Genomic DNA, 18,397 nt, shown 5'->3' with positions numbered 1-18,397 from the left:
GGGTCGCTTGCCCATCCGGTGTTGGTCCCAGGCAGGGTGGTGCCCCGGCCAGTCGGGAACCGGCCGGGGCGGGCGGGGGGCTGTTCAGCTCACTGCGAGGGTGAAGACGTGCAGGTCGCTGTTGTCGGGGAGGCGGATGGTCTTGATGGTTTTGCCGGCCGGTGCCTCGAAGGGCTTCGTGGCGAAGACGTAGGTCGCCACCGGGTCCTTGTCGGCGCCCGCGACGTTGCGGTACGCGCTCCTCGCCACGATCTGGTTGCCGTACTGGACGGTGCCGCCTCCGCCGCCGATGGTCCAGTCGGTGAAGGAGAGGTCGAGGGGGGCGGTGGTGCCGTCGGTGTAGGTGACGGTCGCGGTGGTGGACTGGTTGCCGTTGGTGGCGCTGCCGAGGAAGGACAACGCGGATGCGGGGGTGGGGAGTTCGATGGTCTGGGCGGCTGCCGTCGCGTTGTCGGGGCGGCCGGCGGGGGCGTCGGGCCAGGTGTAGGTCAGGCCGTTCACCGTGCCCTGGCCGCCCGCGGTGAGGCCGGCCGCCGCCAGGGCCTGGCGGGAGTAGCTCCAGCCACCGCCGTCGAAATCGGCCTCGTCGTGCTCGCCGGAGTCGTCGGAGACGCCGGTGTTGTCGTAGGCCGCGAGGAGGGTGCCCGGTGCGGCGACGGTGAGGGCGACCGGCTGGGAGTAGGCGGTGTGGGTGGAGGTCACCGTGACCTTGACGTCGTAGTAGCCCTGCGGGGTGCCGGAGGTGGTGGCGAGGGTGATCCGCTGGGCGCCGTCGGTCACCGTGCCCTCCGCGGGGGTGGCTTCGACGCCGTCCGGGGTCTCGACGTGGAAGCGGACCTCCGGGCCGGTGCCGCCGGTCAGGGACAGCGCCCGGATGTCGACCTCGGTGCTGTCACCGGGGGCCACCGTCGCGGTCGTCGGGCCGACGCCGATCTGGTACGGCTGCTCGCCGGTCCGGAAGGACGGCGGCGCGGAGGACGTGCCCCAGGTGCGGTTCGGGGTGGCGGAGAGGGTGTAGTCCAGGCGGCCGCCGTCGCGGACGAAGGAGCTGTCGAGCCAAGGGCGGTCGCTGGTACGGCCGTCGACCCTCAGGGACTGGACGTAGGGCGCGTCCGCCGCCGCTCCCGGCGCGTGGATCGAGATGTCGTTGCCGCCCGGGCGGTCGATCTCCACACGCTCGAACAGGGGTGAGGCGAGGACGAGTTCGGCGCGGGACGGGACCTGGGGGTACATGCCGAGCGCCGAGAAGACGTACCAGGACGACATGGCGCCGAGGTCGTCGTTGCCGGGGATGCCGCCGGGCTGCGTGGACCAGAGCCGGGTCATCGCCGCGCGGACGGTCTCCTGCGTCTTGTAGGGGGCGCCGGCGTAGTCGTACAGGTAGGGCACGTTGAGCGAGGGCTCGTTGTCGAGTTCGGACTTGTCGCCGCCGCTGCCGGTGAACGCCCAGCTGCCGTCGCTGTTGTGGAAGAAGGCGTCGAGGCGGGCGAGGGCCTGCTCGGTGCCGCCCATCGCGGCGAAGAGTCCGGCCGGGTTGTGCTGGACCATCCAGGTGTACTGGGCGGCCGTGCCCTCGACGAACCCGTTGCCGGTGGCCGGGGTGAACCCGGTGACCCAGCTGCCGTCCGCCTTGCGGTTGGCGATGTATCCGCCGCTGGGGTCGGCGGCGATGTTGAAGTTGTTCTGCCACCACTGGGCGCGGTCCGCGAAGACGGCGGCCGTGTCCTTCTCCCCTGCCGCCGCGGCGAGTTGGGAGAGGGAGAAGTCGGCCGTGGACATCTCCAGGGTCTCGGCGGCGCCGCCCCAGGCGTTGGACACGGACGGCATGTAGTGCTTGTCCAGGTACTTGTCGAGGGAGGGGCGCTGGCCGACGGAGAGCACCGGCTTGCCCGCGGCGGACAGGTCCCGGTCCGTCGGGACCGTCGCCGCCTTCACCAGCGAGTCCAGCGCGCCCTTCAGGTCGAAGCCGGTGCCGCCGAAGGCCCGGATGCCGGCGAGGGCGGTGGGCGCGGGGTCGCCGTTCATGACGTGGGTGCCGCTGGCGCCGTGCAGCCAGCGGTCCCAGACCCCGCCGTTCTGCCGGGCGAGTTCGTACAGCGACTGGGCGATGTCCGAGCCGGTGCGCGGGTCGAGCAGGGTGAGCAGCTGGACCTGGTCGCGGTAGACGTCCCAGCCGGAGAAGGTGCCGTACTGCGCCCGGTGGCCGCGGGCGACCCGGTGCACCTTGTCGTCGCTGCCCCGGTAGCGGCCGTCGGCGTCGCTGATGACGTTCGGGTGGAAGAGCGCGTGGTAGAGGGCGGTGTAGAAGGTGGTGCGGTCGGCGTCCGTGCCGCCGCCGACCCGGATGGCGTCGAGGCGGTCGCGCCAGGCGCGGTGGGCCGCGTCCCGGACGGCGTCGAAGGAGCGGCCGGGCGGGTTCTCCGCCCCGAGGTTGGCCGCGGCGGCGGCCTGACTGACGTACGAGATGCCGACCTTGACGTTCACGGGCCCGGCGCCGGGCGCGAACCGGACGTACCCGCCGGCCCCCTTGCCCGCGACGGGCCGCCCGCCGGTGGCGAACCCGCCGGTGCCGCCGGAGGCGGTGGTCGAGCCCGGGCTCAGCCGGTCGTCCTGCCAGGTGCCGGTGGCGGTGAAGGCGCGGTCGAAGCGGGCGGTGAAGTAGAGGGTGTAGTAGGCGCGTTGGCCCTCGGGGTCGAGGTAGCCGCAGAAGTCGCCGGAGGTGACCGAGCCGGAGACCGTGCGGGTGTCCGGGTCGATGGTGACGGTCGAATCGGCCGAGCCCACCTCGGAGTTGGCGGTGCGGACCAGGAGTGAGGCGGGCTTGTCGGCGGGGTAGGTGAAGCGGGCCGAGCCGGTGCGGGTGGTCGCGGTGAGGTCGGCGGTGACGCCGGAGGCGAGGCCCACCTTGTAGTGGCCGGGTTCGGCGGTCTCGTCGGCGTGGCTGAAGTCGGAGGCGTAGACGGCGTCCTTGGTGTCGCTCGCGGGCGACGAGGTCACCTCGCCCGCGTACGGGAAGAACGGGATGTCGCCGCTGCCGCCCGCGCAGCCGGTGCCGGACATGTGGGTCAGGCTGAAGCCGCGGATGCGGGTGGCGTCGTACTGGTAGCCGCCGGGCGCGGCCGTTCTGGTCGCGTCGCCTCTGGTGTTCTCCGGGCTCCAGGAGAGCATGCCGAAGGGCAGGACGGCGCCCGGGAAGGTGTTGCCGCCGTTCCTGCTGCCGATCAGCGGATCGACGTACGCCGTGGGGTCCTTGACCAGTTCGGGGGGTGCGCTCGTGGTCGTCGCCGCGAGGGCGGGGGTGGAGCCGACGGCCGCGAGTACCGCGGCCAGCAGCAGGGACATGGGTCGGAAACGCATGACGCGGCCCTTCCTCCTCCGGACGGGTCGCGCACCACAGGTCGCACAAGCCGCAGGGACAGTAACGTGCGCCACCGGTAACACGGAAGACCGCGTGGGCCCGTGTGAGCCGGGGCAGGCACCGACGCGTTTCACCCGGTCGGGCTACCCCAAGTGGGTTGACATCGTTGTCGGTTGAGGCGGTAGAGTCATGTACGGACCATCAGACAACGTTGTCGCCTGTCACGGCGTCGACACAAGCCGAACCACTTCCCCCCGGACAGGCAGCCCATCCCCCCTCGCCTGCCCGGCTCGCGGACCCGGTGCGCACCGACACCGGGTCCGCCCAGAGCGGTCACCAGGGTCAACCGACCTGACAGGGCAGGTCGGTCGCGCTGTCCCCGCCGTCGCCCTGGACGACGTAGCCGAAGGTCGTGCTCTGCCCGGGACTGAGCGAGCCGTTCCAGTCGACGTTGTGGACCATCACGTCCTGTCCGCTGTAGGTGGCGTTGCCGTTCCAGAGGCTGGCCACCGACTGGCCGACCGGGAGCGTCCAGTCGACCATCCAGCCGAGCATCGCCACATCACCGCTGTTGGTGACGGTGACCTGGGACTGGTAGCCGCCGGGCCAGCTGTTGGTGGTGGTCCGGGTGGCGGTGCAGGTGCCGGGCGGGGGTTCGGTCGGGTTGCCCGGGTCGTGGATGCCGGTGACCTCGCCGTTGCCGCCGTCGAAGACCACGTCGGAGCAGGAGTAGAAGGTCTCCGTGCTGTCCGAGCGCTGCCACACCATGTAGATGATGTGCCGGCCGGTCTTGTTCGCCGGAAGCTGCCCGGTCCAGGAGTAGTTGGCCTCGACCGTGCCCGGGGTGCCGTTGAGCGGCGGGTGGTCGACGGTCAGGAACGGGGTGTCCTCCATGTCGCCCCAGGTGAGCGGCCGGGTCGGGTCGTAGCCGTCCTTGGTGACGTAGACATAGAACCAACCCGGGTGCGCCGCCCAGGCGTTGTAGGAGAAGTCGACGGTCGCACCGGAGGTGAGGTGGGTGACCGGCCAGTCGTCGCGCGGCAGGTCGAAGCCGGTGAAGTTGGGGTTGCCGCCGCTGCACAGCTGCCCGTCGGGCACGAAGCCGCGGGTGCGGCCCGCGCCGTCCGAGCGCAGCACGGAGAACCAGTTGTAGAACGGCGTGGTCCCGCTGACCTGCTGGGCCGCCTTGCAGGCCGGGTTGACGGGCTTGATCTCACCGGTGTCGGTGAGCCCGTCCTGCCAGCACAGGAAGGTACGGCTGCCGGGTTTCATGGGGGTGCCGTGCGCCTGGGCCGGAGCACCGGCGGCCAGGATCAGGGCGAGGGCGGGGACCGTGGTGAGGAGGGCGAGGAAAGCGAGGAAGAGGGCTCGGCCTCGGGTGGGGAGGGGTAATCGGGGTTTTCTTGTCATAGCCATGACAGACAACTCCCTCGGTGTGGGGTGCACGGTCGTGCGCGGGTCGGAGAGATGAACGCGGGGCGGGAGCGGACCCGGCACGCCGGGCGGGTTCCGGTCCGCCGAGGCTTGATGGGAGCGCTCCCACCCCACTCTCCTGTGAAGCTAGCGCGGACGGGGGCGGGTGTAAACGGCGCGGCATGGCTTCACCGCTTCGGGTGGCGATACCTTCGTACAGAGGATCACGACGCGTCACCGCGTCCACACTCTCGCCCATGGGAGCAGTGATGACGACACGCCAGCAGGGACCGGCCAACGAGGACAACTGGATGTTCCCGCCTGCTGACGGCTGGACATTCGATCAGGTCAAAGACCTGGAACTGCCCTTCGACTGGGAACTCGTGGACGGGTGGATCGTGGTTAAAGGGCAGCCCAGGTTCTGGCACAACGACGTACGGGACGGCATCGCCGACGCCCTCAAGGCGGCCCGCACGAAACCGTGTCGGGTTCTGAGCGAGCAGTGTGTGATGGTGGACGAGCAGAATGTCGTGAAACCGGACGTGATCGTCTTCGACCCTCGGAACCTTGACTACTTCGAGGTGGAGTGCATCCCGACGTCACACCTCACCCTCGTCGTCGAGGTCGTTTCCCCGGGCTCCCGCCGAGATGACCGCGTGAGCAAGCCCGCACAGTTCGCCGCCGCCAAGGTCCCGTGCTACTGGCGAGTCGAACTCGACCGGGACCACAGGCTGACCGTGCACGAGTACTGGCTCAACGCGGACACCCTCTCGTACATCCCCGCCCCTCTACACCCGATCCACCGCGACAAACTCGTCACCGAGCTGCCGTTCCCTGTCCAGATCGACCTCGCCGCCCTCGTCGGATTCTGATCACCCTCCCGTCCGGCGCGGCGCTTCCTAGACCGATGCCGGGCGGGCCCGTACCGCCGTGTCCGTGGGCGGGAGTTCGGCGATGGGCAGCTCGATGGTGAACTCCGTACGGCCCGGCGCGCTCTGTACGTCGATGCGGCCGCCGTGGGCCACCGTGATCGCGTCGACGATCGCGAGGCCGAGGCCGGAGCCGCCCTCCAGGACGCCGGTGCGGGTGCGGGAGGAGTCGGCGCGGGTGAAGCGTTCGAAGACGGTGGGGAGGAGGGCGGGCGGGATGCCGGGACCGTCGTCGCGGACGCGGATCATGCAGGCGGTGGGGGTGGCCTCGACCGTGGCGGTCACCGTCGTACCGGCGGGGGTGTGGACGCGGGCGTTGGCCAGCAGGTTGGCCACCACCTGGTGCAGACGGGCCTCGTCGCCCAGGACCAGTGCCGGGCCGCCGTCCAGCTTGAGTTCGAGCTGCCAGACGTGACCGGCGCCGGCCGCCCGCGCGTCCCACACCGCCTCCGCGACCAGCGCGGCCATGTCGACCTCGGCGGACTGCAGCGGGCGGCCCTCGTCGAGGCGGGCCAGCAGGAGCAGGTCCTCCACCAGGCTGCGCATCCGGGCCGACTCGGCGTTGACCCGGCGCCAGGCGAGACCCGGCTCGATGCGGTCCGTGCCGCGGTTCATCAGCTCGGCGTACCCGGCGATCGAGGCGAGCGGGGTGCGCAGTTCATGGCTGGCGTCGGCCAGGAAGCGGCGCATGCGCTCCTCGCTCCGGCGCATCTGCTCCTCGCTGCGCTGGCGTTCGGCGAGCGAGGCCTCCACATGGTCGATCATCCGGTTGAGGGCGGCGCCGACCTGGCCGGCCTCGCTGCCGGGGTCGGTGTCCCGGTCGGGCACTCTGGTCAGTCCGGTGACCTGGCCCCGGCCGAGGGGCGCGTGGGAGACCTCCACGGCGGTGGCGGCGACCCGGCCGAGGGGGCGCAGCTGTCGTCGTATCACCACCGCGCAGACACAGCCGGCGGCGGTGAGACCGAGCGCGGCCACCACGGCCTCGATCTCCACCAGGCCGCTGATGGTGTTGAGCACGTCGTCCATCGGGAGGCCGGCCAGGACGCGGATGCCGCTGGCGTTCAGGGCGGTGACCCGGTAGGTGCCCAGGCCCGGGACCTGGCGGGTGTGGGTGGAGCCGTCCGGCACGAGGCCCTGGAGGGCGGCGGTCTGGGCGGTGCTGAGCGGGGCCGGGGGCGCGTCCTGGGTGACGACGGCCGCGCTGAGGATGTTGCCGTCGGCGTCGAAGCGGGCGGCGAGCATGCCGGCCGGGTGGCCGCTCTCGTTGAGGAAGGTGAGGTCGCGGGTGAGCTGGGGGTGCAGGGCGGCGCCGCCGACTCCGCGCTCGGCCGCGTCGCTGACCTGGTTGTCCAGGCTGCCCATCAGATAGGCGCGTTGGGCGAACACCGTGGTCAGGGCCATCGCGGCGCAGACACAGACCAGGACGGCGGTGATGAGGACGAGCAGGCGGGTGCGCAGCGACCGGCTCCGCAGCCGGGCCGCGGCCGAGGGTCGCCCGTTCGGCCGGGTCGCGCCCGGTTGCCGCTCATTCGGCGGGGTCGCACCCGACTGCAGCTCGCTCGGCGGGGTCGCGCCCGACTGCAGCTCGTTCGGCCGGGCCACGCCCGACTGCAGCTCGTTCGGCGGGGCCGTCGGCCGCCGCTCGTCGGACCGGGGAGTCGTCTGGCGCTCGTCGGACCGGGGAGTCGTCTGGCGCTCGTCGGGCCGGGCAGTCGTCTGGCGCTCGTCGGACCGGGCCGTCGTCTGACGCTCGTCGGACCGGGTCGTCGCCTGGCGGCCGCGGAGCCGGGTGGTCAGGTGTCGGCCGCGCAGGCGGGTGGTGAGCTGCCGGCCGCTGAACCGGGTGGTCATCTGCCGTCCTCCACGGGCCTCACGACGTAGCCCATGCCACGCACGGTGTGGATCATCGGCCTGCGGCCCCGGTCGAGCTTGCGGCGCAGGCTGGAGATGTAGACCTCGACGAGGTTGCCGCCGCCGTCGAAGGAGGTGCTCCAGACGTGTTCGAGGATCTGGGCCTTGCTGAGCACCTGGCGGGGATGGTCCAGCAACAGGCTGAGCAGGTCGAACTCCTTGGCGGTCAGCTTGATCGGGGTGCCGGCCCGCTGCACCTCGCGGGACTCGCCGGTCAGCACCAGGTCGCCGAGGACGCGCACGGAGTCGTCGGCGGGGGCCTGTTCGGTGCCGGCCCGGCGCAGCAGCCCGCGCACCCGGAGCACGACCTCCGCCACGGAGAAGGGCTTGGTGACGTAGTCGTCGGCCCCCGCCTCCAGGCCGTCGATGCGGTGTTCGACGGCGTCGCGGGCGGTGAGCATCAGGACGGGCAGCTTCGGCATCTCGTAACGGAGTCTGCGCAGCACCTGGAGGCCGTCGAGGTCGGGCAGCATCCCGTCGAGGACCACCGCGTGCGGGGCGCAGCCGCGGGCCAGCCGCAGGGCCGTCTGTCCGTCGAGCGCGGGGTAGGGGCGCCAGCCCGCGTCGGCGACGGCGGCGGAGAGCAGCTCGGTGAGAGCGGGCTCGTCGTCGACGATCAGGACGCGGACTCGGCCGGTTCGGGACCCTGCGATGGCAGACATGTATCAAGTCTGTGCCGGTTGGCTGGGGGAACCCTGTGTTCCGACTGAGCCTGGGCGATGTCACGGGCGGACAACGCGCACCGGGGACGGTGGGAAAGGCGAAGGGCCGCGCCCCCGTTGACCGGGGACGCGGCCCTCACAGGCCTCTTCCGCCTACTCGCGGATCGGACTGTCTACTTGCGGATCAGGCTGCGCAGCACGTACTGCATGATGCCGCCGTTGCGGTAGTAGTCGGCCTCACCGGGGGTGTCGATCCGGACGACCGCGTCGAACTCGACGCCCGTGTCGGTGGTGACCTTGACCGTGCGCGGGGTGGTGCCGTTGTTGAGCTCCTCGACGCCGGTGAAGGAGAAGGTCTCCTCGCCGGTCAGGCCGAGGGACTCGGCGGTGGCGCCCTCCGGGAACTGGAGCGGGAGGACGCCCATGCCGATGAGGTTCGAGCGGTGGATGCGCTCGTAGGACTCGGCGATGACGGCCTTGACGCCGAGCAGCGCGGTGCCCTTGGCGGCCCAGTCGCGGGACGAGCCGGAGCCGTACTCCTTGCCGGCCAGGACGACCAGCGGGATGCCCTGCTCGATGTAGTTGCGGGAGGCGTCGTAGATGAACGCCACCGGCGCGTCCGCCTGGGTGAAGTCGCGGGTGTAGCCGCCCTCGGTGCCCGGCGCGATCTGGTTGCGCAGGCGGATGTTGGCGAACGTGCCGCGGATCATGACCTCGTGGTTGCCTCGGCGGGAGCCGTAGGAGTTGAAGTCACGACGCTCCACACCGTGCTCGGTGAGGTACTTGCCGGCCGGGGTGTCGGCCTTGATGGCACCGGCGGGCGAGATGTGGTCGGTGGTGACCGAGTCGCCGAGCTTGGCGAGGACGCGGGCGCCGGCGATGTCGGTGACCGGGGCCGGCTCGTGCTGCATGCCCTCGAAGTAGGGGGGCTTGCGGACGTACGTCGACTCGGCGTCCCACTCGAAGGTGTTGCCGGTCGGGACCGGGAGGGACTGCCACTGGGCGTCACCGGCGAAGACGTCGGCGTAGGACTTGTTGAACATGTCCTCGCCGATCGCGTTGGCGACGACGTCGTTGACCTCGGCCTCGGTCGGCCAGATGTCCGACAGGTAGACCGGCTTGCCGTCCTGGTCGGTGCCGAGGGCGTCCTTGGTGATGTCCACCTTCATGGAGCCCGCGAGCGCGTAGGCGACCACCAGCGGCGGGGAGGCCAGGTAGTTCATCTTGACGTCGGGGTTGATACGGCCCTCGAAGTTCCGGTTGCCCGAGAGGACCGAGGTCACGGCCAGGTCGTGGTCGTTGACGGCCTTGGAGACCTCCTCCGGCAGCGGGCCGGAGTTGCCGATGCAGGTGGTGCAGCCGTAGCCGACCAGGTTGAAGCCGACCTTGTCGAGGTAGGGGGTCAGGCCCGCCTTCTCGAAGTAGTCGGTGACGACCTTGGAACCCGGGGCGAGGGTGGTCTTGACCCAGGGCTTGCGGGTCAGGCCCTTCTCCACGGCCTTTTTCGCGACGAGCGCGGCGGCGACCATGACGTACGGGTTCGAGGTGTTGGTGCAGGAGGTGATGGCCGCGACGGTGACCGCGCCGTGGTCGATCTCGTACGTGGTGCCGTCGGGGGCCGTCACGGTGACCGGGTTGGTCGGGACGCCGTTGGTGGTGGCCGGGGCGTCGGAGGCCGGGAAGGACTCCTTGCCGGCCTCGTCGGCGGTGTCCACGTAGTTGCGGACGTCGGTCTTGAACTGCTCGGCGGCGTTGGCGAGGACGATACGGTCCTGCGGGCGCTTCGGGCCGGCGATGGAGGGGACGACCGTGGAGAGGTCCAGCTCCAGCTTCTCGGAGAAGTCGGGCTCGGCCTTCGGGTCCAGCCAGAGGCCCTGCTCCTTGGCGTACGCCTCGACGAGCGCGACCTGCTGGTCGGAGCGGCCGGTGAGGCGCAGGTAGTTCAGGGTCTCGCCGTCGATCGGGAAGATCGCGGCGGTGGAGCCGAACTCGGGCGACATGTTGCCGATGGTGGCGCGGTTGGCGAGGGAGGTGGCGGCCACGCCCTCGCCGTAGAACTCGACGAACTTGCCGACGACGCCGTGCTTGCGCAGCATCTCGGTGATCGTGAGGACGAGGTCGGTGGCGGTGGTGCCGGGCTTCAGCTCACCGGTCAGCTTGAAGCCGACGACGCGCGGGATGAGCATGGAGACCGGCTGGCCGAGCATCGCGGCCTCGGCCTCGATGCCGCCGACGCCCCAGCCGAGGACGCCGAGGCCGTTGACCATGGTGGTGTGCGAGTCGGTGCCGACCAGGGTGTCGGGGTAGGCCTGGCCGCCCCGGACCATCACCGTGCGGGCCAGGTGCTCGATGTTCACCTGGTGGACGATGCCGGTGCCCGGGGGGACGACCTTGAACTCGTCGAACGCGGTCTGGCCCCAGCGCAGGAACTGGTAGCGCTCCTTGTTGCGGCCGTACTCCAGCTCGACGTTCTGCTTGAAGGCGTCGTTGGTGCCGAACTTGTCGGCGATGACGGAGTGGTCGATGACCAGCTCGGCCGGGGCCAGCGGGTTGATCTTCGCCGGGTCGCCGCCCAGCTCCTTGACGGCCTCACGCATGGTGGCGAGGTCCACGACACAGGGGACGCCGGTGAAGTCCTGCATGATCACGCGGGCCGGCGTGAACTGGATCTCCTGGCTGGGCTGGGCCTGCGAGTCCCAGCCGCCGAGGGCGCGGATGTGGTCGGCGGTGATGTTCGCGCCGTCCTCCGTGCGGAGCAGGTTCTCCAGCAGCACCTTCAGGCTGTACGGAAGGCGAGCCGAGCCTTCCACCTTGTCCAGCCGGAAGATCTCGTACGACTCGTCGCCCACCTGCAGCGTGCTGCGGGCGTCGAAGCTGTTCGCCGACACGACAGTCTCCTTCATTGATGTGCGCGTACCACCACGATCCTGCCGCCACGCCGACTTGGCCGATCCACTAAGGTAAGGCTAAGTTAGGTAACCCTCACTGGGGTGGCGGTCACGGTGCGCCTGGCAGATATCTCGATGTCGAGATAACTCTAGTACACGGGGGCCGGATGGTCATGCCCGGACCACCGTCCGACGGAGTTTCGGGACCAGCACTCGACCGAAACTGCCACATATGACGACACACCGGATATTCCGATGCTCGACCAGCCCTACCACGGGGCCCCGCTGACGGCCCGTCACTCGAACGGCCCCCTTACCGGGCACCATCTCATATCTGAGATAACCTCGGTCCCATGTCAGACGACTACCTCGTACGCATCGGCAAGCTCATCCGTGACGCCCGGCAACACCGCGGCTGGACACAGGCACAGCTGGCGGAGGCGCTCGGCACCAGTCAGAGCGCTGTCAACCGCATCGAGCGCGGCAATCAAAACATCAGCCTTGAGATGATCGCCCGAATCGGTGAAGCCCTGGACAGCGAGATCGTCTCACTGGGCTACGCGGGCCCGATGCATCTGCGGGTGGTCGGCGGTCGCCGGCTGTCCGGCGCGATCGACGTGAAGACCAGCAAGAACGCGTGCGTGGCCCTGCTGTGCGCCTCGCTGCTCAACAAGGGGCGCACGGTGCTGCGCCGGGTGGCGCGGATCGAGGAGGTGTACCGCCTGCTGGAGGTGCTCAACTCCATCGGCGTGCGCACCCGCTGGATCAACGACGGCGTCGACCTGGAACTGGTGCCGCCGGCCGACCTCGACATGGCGTCGATCGACGCCGAGGCCGCCGTCCGCACCCGCTCGATCATCATGTTCTTCGGTCCGCTGCTGCACCGCATGGACCACTTCAAGCTGCCGTACGCCGGCGGCTGCGACCTCGGCACGCGAACCATCGAACCGCACATGATCGCGCTGCGCCGGTTCGGCCTCGACATCGCGGCGACCGAGGGTCAGTACCACGCGCAGGTCGACCGCGCGATCCGCCCGGACCGCCCGATCGTGCTGACCGAGCGCGGCGACACGGTGACCGAGAACGCGCTGCTGGCCGCCGCCCGCCACGACGGCGTCACCGTCATCCGCAACGCGTCCTCCAACTACATGGTCCAGGACCTCTGCTTCTTCCTGGAGGCGCTCGGCGTCAAGGTCGAGGGCATCGGCACGACCACGCTGACCGTGCACGGCGTCCCGACCATCGACGTGGACGTGGACTACTCCCCCTCCGAGGACCCGGTCGAGGCGATGAGCCTGCTGGCCGCCGCGGTCGTCACGGAGTCGGAGCTGACGGTGCGCCGCGTCCCCATCGAGTTCCTGGAGATCGAGCTGGCGGTCCTGGAGGAGATGGGGCTCGACCACGACCGCAGCCCCGAGTACTCCGCGGACAACGGCCGCACCCGCCTGATCGACCTCACGGTCCGCCCCTCCAAGCTGGAGGCGCCGATCGACAAGATCCACCCGATGCCGTTCCCGGGCCTGAACATCGACAACGTCCCGTTCTTCGCGGCCATCGCGGCGGTCGCGCAGGGCAAGACCCTGATCCACGACTGGGTCTACGACAACCGCGCGATCTATCTGACCGACCTGAACCGCCTCGGCGGCCGTCTGCAACTCCTCGACCCGCACCGGGTCCTGGTCGAGGGCCCGACCCGCTGGCGCGCCGCCGAGATGATGTGCCCGCCGGCACTGCGCCCGGCCGTCGTCGTCCTCCTCGCCATGATGGCGGCCGAGGGCACCTCCGTACTGCGCAACGTGTACGTCATCAACCGCGGTTACGAGGACCTCGCGGAGCGCCTGAACACCATCGGGGCACAGATCGAGATCTTCCGGGACATCTGAGGCGCGAGCGCCGCCGCACCCTGTCTGACGTGCTGTTGAGCGGGCCAGGATGGGGTGCGGCGGCGTCTCCGGGATTTCTCTGGGACTTTGGGCCTGCTGTGGGCCGCGGGCCACAAGCTCTGCCGACCGGTCGCAACTGCGCGAAGATCGCGTCGATAGCGGTGCCGACCCGTGCGCCGGCGCGGGGCGACAAGTGGGAGCACTTCCGCAGCGTGAACCTGGGGTTGGAGTGCCCCATCCGCCGTGCCCGGGAGACGATCGATTCGTCGGCCGCCAGTTCCTCGGAGGCGATGAAGCAGCGCGCCAAAAGGTTCTAGGTCCCCGGCCGCCAGTGCTCGGCCTCCACTGGCATCTCCGGCGGAGTCGGAGTGCCCCAGGGCCGCATGACCGGCACCGGCGCGAACTCCTCGATGTACTGCTGTATTGCTCGGGCCACGCTTGACGTCAGCGGCACGTCCCTGACCTCGCGGCACTTGGGAAGCGCGAAACAGAACTTCGCCCGCACCATCTTGACCTGCCGCCGCACATGGACGGCCTCCTTGGCGAAGTCGATGTCCTCCAGAGCAAGCCCGAGCGCCTCCCCCTGCCGGAGCCCAAGCCCCGCGCCGATCACAAGAAGGAGCCGGTACCGGTCGGGCAGTGCCTCCCGTACCGCCGGCACTGGTTCGGGCGGCCCCGCCTCGACCCTGCCGGGTGTGGCGCGACCGTGCTGGATCGACATGGATCGCGTCCCAGGCGACGGCCCTCGACGGCGGCCCGAAGGGCGCTGGACAACGTTGCCCGGACCAGACTGATCGAGGTCGGACCGAGGTCCTTCTCCAACCCCTTTTTCCAGTGACGCAGGTCTTCCGCACCGATGGCGTTGAGCGGCTGGGCGTCCAGGTGCGGAACGATGTGCCGCCGTCCCCCTCTGCTCGATCCGATCGATTTGCTAGGTATGGCCGACGGTGGCGGTTTTATGTAAGCGTGTTATGGAGAGGTTTAGTGCCGTAAAGCCGTTCGGTGGGGGTCTGATGGCTGGACAACGTCCTGGTCCTGACGGACAGAAGTTCGCTGGACATCCTGGAAGCCTCTCGGGGCTGGCTTTCTGCGCCGAAGATCTGCTCGCCAGCGCGGGTGACAATGCGGTGCGGTTGTGGGACTGCGCAGAGGGACGGCTGGAGGCGGTACTTCCCTGTCACCGCGCGTTCATACGGGACATCGCTGCCAGCAGCAACGGCCGGATGCTGGCCAGCGTCTCGGGCGATGGAGAGATACGGCTGTGGGATGTGCCGGAGCGGGAGCTCAGGCAGGTGGCACACACGGAACGGTCCCGGCCTGCGTGGTCGGTGGCTTTCAGCCCCGACGACCAGATGCTCGTAGTGGGCGAGGACGAAGGGCAATGGAGTGTATGGGACGTGCCGTACCTGTCCCCTCTCAAGAGCCTTCCCCAGCTGCCAGGAAGCGGCATGGTTCAGGGCGTGGCCTTCCACCCCGACGGAAACCGGCTCGCCGGAGCGAACATGCACGGCAAGGCCTGCGTTTCCGCGGTCGACGGCAACCAGCACCTGATCGAGATGACCCATCCGGAACGGTGGCCCAGGGCCGTGGCCTTCAGCCCAAAAGGCGATCTTCTAGCAGCGGGCGGGGAGAGCCCGGGCATCCGCTTTTGCGACATCCAGGACGGCTCGACTCACTTTGAACTCCCACAGAATTGGGGAGAGCGGAGGAGACACTTCGAGGGCGTCTGGTCGATTGCCTTCCATCCCCACCACTCCTTGCTGCTCGCAGGCGGTGCTGGAGATGAGTCCAGTGTCTGGCTCTGGGACTACGACCGGAGGGAATGCGTCGCCGTGCTCGGTGGGCATGCGGATGAACGCGTCGCCCGTGTTGCCTTCAGTCCAAGTGGCCGGACCTTCGCGAGCGCGGGCATGGACGGGACCATCGGGCTCTGGGACACCGGCACACATGAGCGACGCCACACCATCGTCGGCGACATCGGCCGCGTGACGAGTGCCGCGTTCAGCCCCGACGGTCGGCTGCTGGCCACCGGATCCAGCTCCGGGACGGTGCGGGTGTGGTACACGGCATCCGGCGCTCAGGCGTTGCGCCTGTCGGACGAGCATCTGAATGATCTCGCCCATGCCTATTCCAGCATCTCGGACTTGGCCTTCGACGGATCGGGCGAGCGCCTGGCGTCGACCGGAGGCGGCGGGATGACAAAGGTGTGGGACCTGCGGACCGGTGAGCCCCTTGTGACGCTCACCCCCTCGATCAGCCGCGGCCAGAGTCCGCCGTCATCCGTGGATTTCATCGGGGCGACGCTGATCATCTCTGGAGGCGAAACACTGCAGTTGTGGAACGGGGCGGCGGACGAGCCGACCTCCATTCTTCAGATGCCTGGGAAGATTCACGCGGTGCAAGGTCAGGACGGCCAAGGGATCGCCGTCGTGGCCGGCGCGAAGCTCCGTCGCGCGCAGTCCTTTTCGGCGCTGGAGAACGCTCCCGACATCGATCTTCCCTGCCAGCCGAGGCACGCGGCCGTACACATGGACAGCGAGCGCACAACAGCACTGATCCCCGGGTACGAAGGACTGGTGTTGCTCGATGCCCACAGTGGTGAGCCACTCCTGGAACTGGCACGTAACCTGCCGGGAGAGCCCTCCGGGAGTGCAACCGCCGTTGCGCTTAGCCCCGACGGGACTCTTTGCGCCACAGGGGCCGAAGACGGGTATGTGCGGGTGTGGTACAGCGCGACAGGCAAACGTGCCACCGGCTTCCAAGCCCATGTCGGACGGGTGAACGTCCTGTGCTTCGAGCCGGGTAGGTCCGTCCTGGCGACCGGCGGCGACGACGGCTCTGTGCGCCTCTGGCAGGCGCACAGCGGTCAACAGATCGGCGGCACCGATGTGCCACCGCTGCGGGCGCCCAACGTGACCAGCATCCACCCGGATCAGCCCACCGCCGATGACCTGCTGGGAAAGGCACGCCACGTAAGAACCCTCACAAGTCTGGTGTGTGCTCGCGACACCGATCCGCCCCTGGCCATCGCGCTGCTCGGAGGGTGGGGGGAGGGAAAGTCCAGTGTCATGCTGCAGATGCAGAACCGGGTACGGGAGCTGGCCGAGCGTTCGTCAGCCGCTAGGGGAAACAGCGGCCAGAGCGCCTTCGTGTCCAATGTGCGCCAGGTGACCTTCAACGCCTGGCACTACAGCGACGACCGGCTATGGGCTGGGCTCGCCACCCATCTCTTCCGCGCCCTCGTTGAGCCGGACCGCCCAGACGGGCTGGAGTCCTCCACGGACCAGGCCGAGGAACGACGTCACGAGCTCCGCAACGAGTTGGCCTGCTACAAGGCCAAAGAAGCCGAACTCGAATTGATGATTGATGGAGGCGACACACCGGCATCGCCGGTCAATATGTGGCGGCGGCTGAGGGTAGCCGGCCCCCACGTCCTTCGTGCACTGGCAGGATGGGGTCTACTGGCCGCTGCCGGCTACGCCGGATACCACTGGCTCGACTCGGCCTATGCCCCTGCAGGTGCCGCCGCCCTGGCCCTGTTCAGCGCCCTGCGGACCATCGGCAGTATCGCGTCGGAACTCCAGTCGGTCACCAGCCCGTTGACCAACATCGACTCCGTGCAGAAACAGCTCAGCGCGCAGATCGCCAAGACCGAGGACAGACTGGCTCAGGCAGATGCAACCGTACGCCTCTCCCGACTGCTGGAGGATCTCGGCAATTCCAGCGCCTATGCCGCCGACCGGGGGCTGCTCGGGCGTATCCACCAAGACCTCGAGCACTTACAGGATGATCTCGACCGGGCCCGTCGGCAGTGGTCCAAATACCCGACCGGGCAACCACCCCTCGAAAGAATCATTCTCTACATCGATGACCTCGACCGCTGCCCGCCCACGCGGGTTGTCGAGTTGCTGGCCGCAGTACACCTCATGCTGGCACTGCAACTTTTCGTGGTCGTGGTTGCCGTGGACCCACGCTGGTTGCTGGGAGCCCTGGAACATCACTACCGCGAACTCTTTCCAGGTGAGAACACCACAGATCGCACGGGAACATCGCCTTCGGTCACCCCGCTCGACTACTTGGACAAGATCTTCCAGATCCCGTGGACCGTACCGACCAGCTCGCAGGAAGCTGCCGAGAGTTACATCAGGACACTGCTCACCGACCACCAGGCTCCGCCACCGGGTACGGAGCGGACCGGAGAAAACGGCAGCACCCACCCGATGGCACCGTCTCCCGGACTCGAAGAGCAACGTCCCTACTCGGCCCCTTCCCCGGTCTCACCGGATGAGCCCGTTCACCACAGCACTTCACGGTTGTCCGGTCATCCCGGACCCGGGTGGACGCCGCTGGAGGTCCAGCCGTCACCGCTGCGTCTGACCGAGGCAGAGATCATCTCCCTGGCCGCCCTCGCCCCTCTGCTTCCTACTCCGCGCGCCGCGAAGAAGCTGGTCAACCTCTACCGACTGATCCGCTTCGGCATACCGGAAGCCGAACTCCCGCGTTTCCTGGACTCCCACGAGGAGCACTCCGACCACCGGGCGGTACAAGTTCTCCTGGCCCTCCTGGTAGGCCATCCCAATGCCGCCCCAATCTTCCTCAAGGCCATTCAGGAGGCCGACCCGCAGGACGATCTCACGACGTTGCTGGAGGCTGCCGGCTCTCAAGGCAGCAATGCCGTGCACGCCCTACGGCAGATCAGCAACCGACAGAGATTCCCCTCCATGGCTGGCCCGTATCAGAGATGGTGCCGCGAAGTCAGCCGCCTGAGCTTCCACACCTGGGAGGGATCGCGTCCCGGCCACTGAGCCCTGCCGCCTCTCGGTCACGTCCGCCGGAGTGGTGTATCGACGGCCCTTCGGTGATCTCTTTCTGAGGCTGTACGGTCAGTTCGGCGGACAGGCGGGTCTAAAGGCTGTCCCACAATGAGCGACCCGCGGTGCAGGGGAGCGATCGTCACGCCTCCTGGTAGAGGTTCACGATGTTGCCGTCCGGGTCGCGCAACCAGACCGAGCGGCGTCCCCAGGGCTGAGTTGTCGGCGGCTTGAGGATCTCGATCCCCCGTGCCAGGAGGCGTTCGTGGCGTGCGTCCACGTCGGCGACCTGGAACTCCAGGGTGAAGCCTCCGCTCGCAGCGGCGGCCATCGATCCGGGCACCATCGACTCCATGCCCTGGGTGGAGAAGAACGACAGGACGGCGCCGGGGACCGTCACCCGGGCGAAGGGGTCGCTCCCTTCCACATCTGCGTCCAGGACCGCGGCTTAGACGCCATTTCATTTGGTGAGTCGGCGGTGACATATGAGGGTCGCGGCGATGGCGGTGAAGGCGAGGAAGTGTTCCGGCTTGCGCTCGTAG

General features: G+C 69.0%; 10 protein-coding genes. 3 read left to right on the top strand and 7 right to left on the bottom strand.

Annotation, left to right across the window (positions count from 1 at the left end):
- Positions 1-84: 84 nt before the first annotated feature.
- Positions 85-3,357, bottom strand: coding sequence for a GH92 family glycosyl hydrolase (locus ACGFZS_RS48910; protein WP_393800700.1), 3,273 nt, complete (start codon positions 3,355-3,357; stop codon positions 85-87).
- 343 nt (positions 3,358-3,700) lie between these two features.
- On the bottom strand, positions 3,701-4,768 hold the full coding sequence (locus ACGFZS_RS48905) for a lytic polysaccharide monooxygenase (protein WP_393800724.1): 1,068 nt from the start codon (positions 4,766-4,768) through the stop codon (positions 3,701-3,703).
- A 260-nt stretch (positions 4,769-5,028) separates the two neighbouring features.
- Between ACGFZS_RS48905 and ACGFZS_RS48900 the strand changes: the two genes are divergently transcribed.
- Positions 5,029-5,643 (top strand): Uma2 family endonuclease, encoded by a 615-nt coding sequence (locus ACGFZS_RS48900; RefSeq protein WP_393800699.1) that lies wholly within the window; start codon positions 5,029-5,031, stop codon positions 5,641-5,643.
- A 27-nt stretch (positions 5,644-5,670) separates the two neighbouring features.
- Here the strand turns inward: ACGFZS_RS48900 and ACGFZS_RS48895 are convergent, their stop codons facing one another.
- From ACGFZS_RS48895 to acnA, 3 genes are all read right to left on the bottom strand, one after another.
- Entirely contained in the window at positions 5,671-7,551 is a 1,881-nt protein-coding gene (locus ACGFZS_RS48895; protein WP_393800698.1) for an ATP-binding protein, read from the bottom strand.
- Positions 7,548-8,273: a response regulator transcription factor gene (locus ACGFZS_RS48890; protein WP_393800697.1), complete on the bottom strand. Its 726-nt coding sequence runs from the start codon at positions 8,271-8,273 to the stop codon at positions 7,548-7,550. The genes ACGFZS_RS48895 and ACGFZS_RS48890 overlap by 4 nt, the downstream gene beginning before the upstream one ends.
- A 173-nt stretch (positions 8,274-8,446) precedes the next feature.
- A complete protein-coding gene (gene acnA / locus ACGFZS_RS48885) occupies positions 8,447-11,161 on the bottom strand; it encodes an aconitate hydratase AcnA (protein WP_355724233.1) in 2,715 nt (904 codons plus the stop codon).
- A 353-nt stretch (positions 11,162-11,514) separates the two neighbouring features.
- On the opposite strand from acnA, the gene ACGFZS_RS48880 reads away from it, so the two are divergent.
- Entirely contained in the window at positions 11,515-13,044 is a 1,530-nt protein-coding gene (locus ACGFZS_RS48880; protein ID WP_393654536.1) for a helix-turn-helix domain-containing protein, read from the top strand.
- 313 nt (positions 13,045-13,357) lie between these two features.
- Here ACGFZS_RS48880 and ACGFZS_RS48875 read toward each other — a convergent pair whose 3' ends face one another.
- Complete coding sequence (locus ACGFZS_RS48875) at positions 13,358-13,765, bottom strand: hypothetical protein (protein WP_393800696.1); 408 nt, start codon at positions 13,763-13,765, stop codon at positions 13,358-13,360.
- 292 nt (positions 13,766-14,057) lie between these two features.
- On the opposite strand from ACGFZS_RS48875, the gene ACGFZS_RS48870 reads away from it, so the two are divergent.
- Positions 14,058-17,849, top strand: coding sequence for a P-loop NTPase fold protein (locus ACGFZS_RS48870; RefSeq protein WP_393800695.1), 3,792 nt, complete (start codon positions 14,058-14,060; stop codon positions 17,847-17,849).
- 148 nt (positions 17,850-17,997) lie between these two features.
- Here ACGFZS_RS48870 and ACGFZS_RS48865 read toward each other — a convergent pair whose 3' ends face one another.
- Positions 17,998-18,282 (bottom strand): VOC family protein, encoded by a 285-nt coding sequence (locus ACGFZS_RS48865; RefSeq protein WP_393800694.1) that lies wholly within the window; start codon positions 18,280-18,282, stop codon positions 17,998-18,000.
- Between the last annotated feature and the right edge of the window lie 115 nt (positions 18,283-18,397).

The sequence above is a fragment of the Streptomyces sp. NPDC048288 genome (assembly GCF_043201555.1).
GTDB lineage: Bacteria > Actinomycetota > Actinomycetes > Streptomycetales > Streptomycetaceae > Streptomyces.
This window is presented reverse-complemented; position numbering and strand designations above follow the sequence as displayed.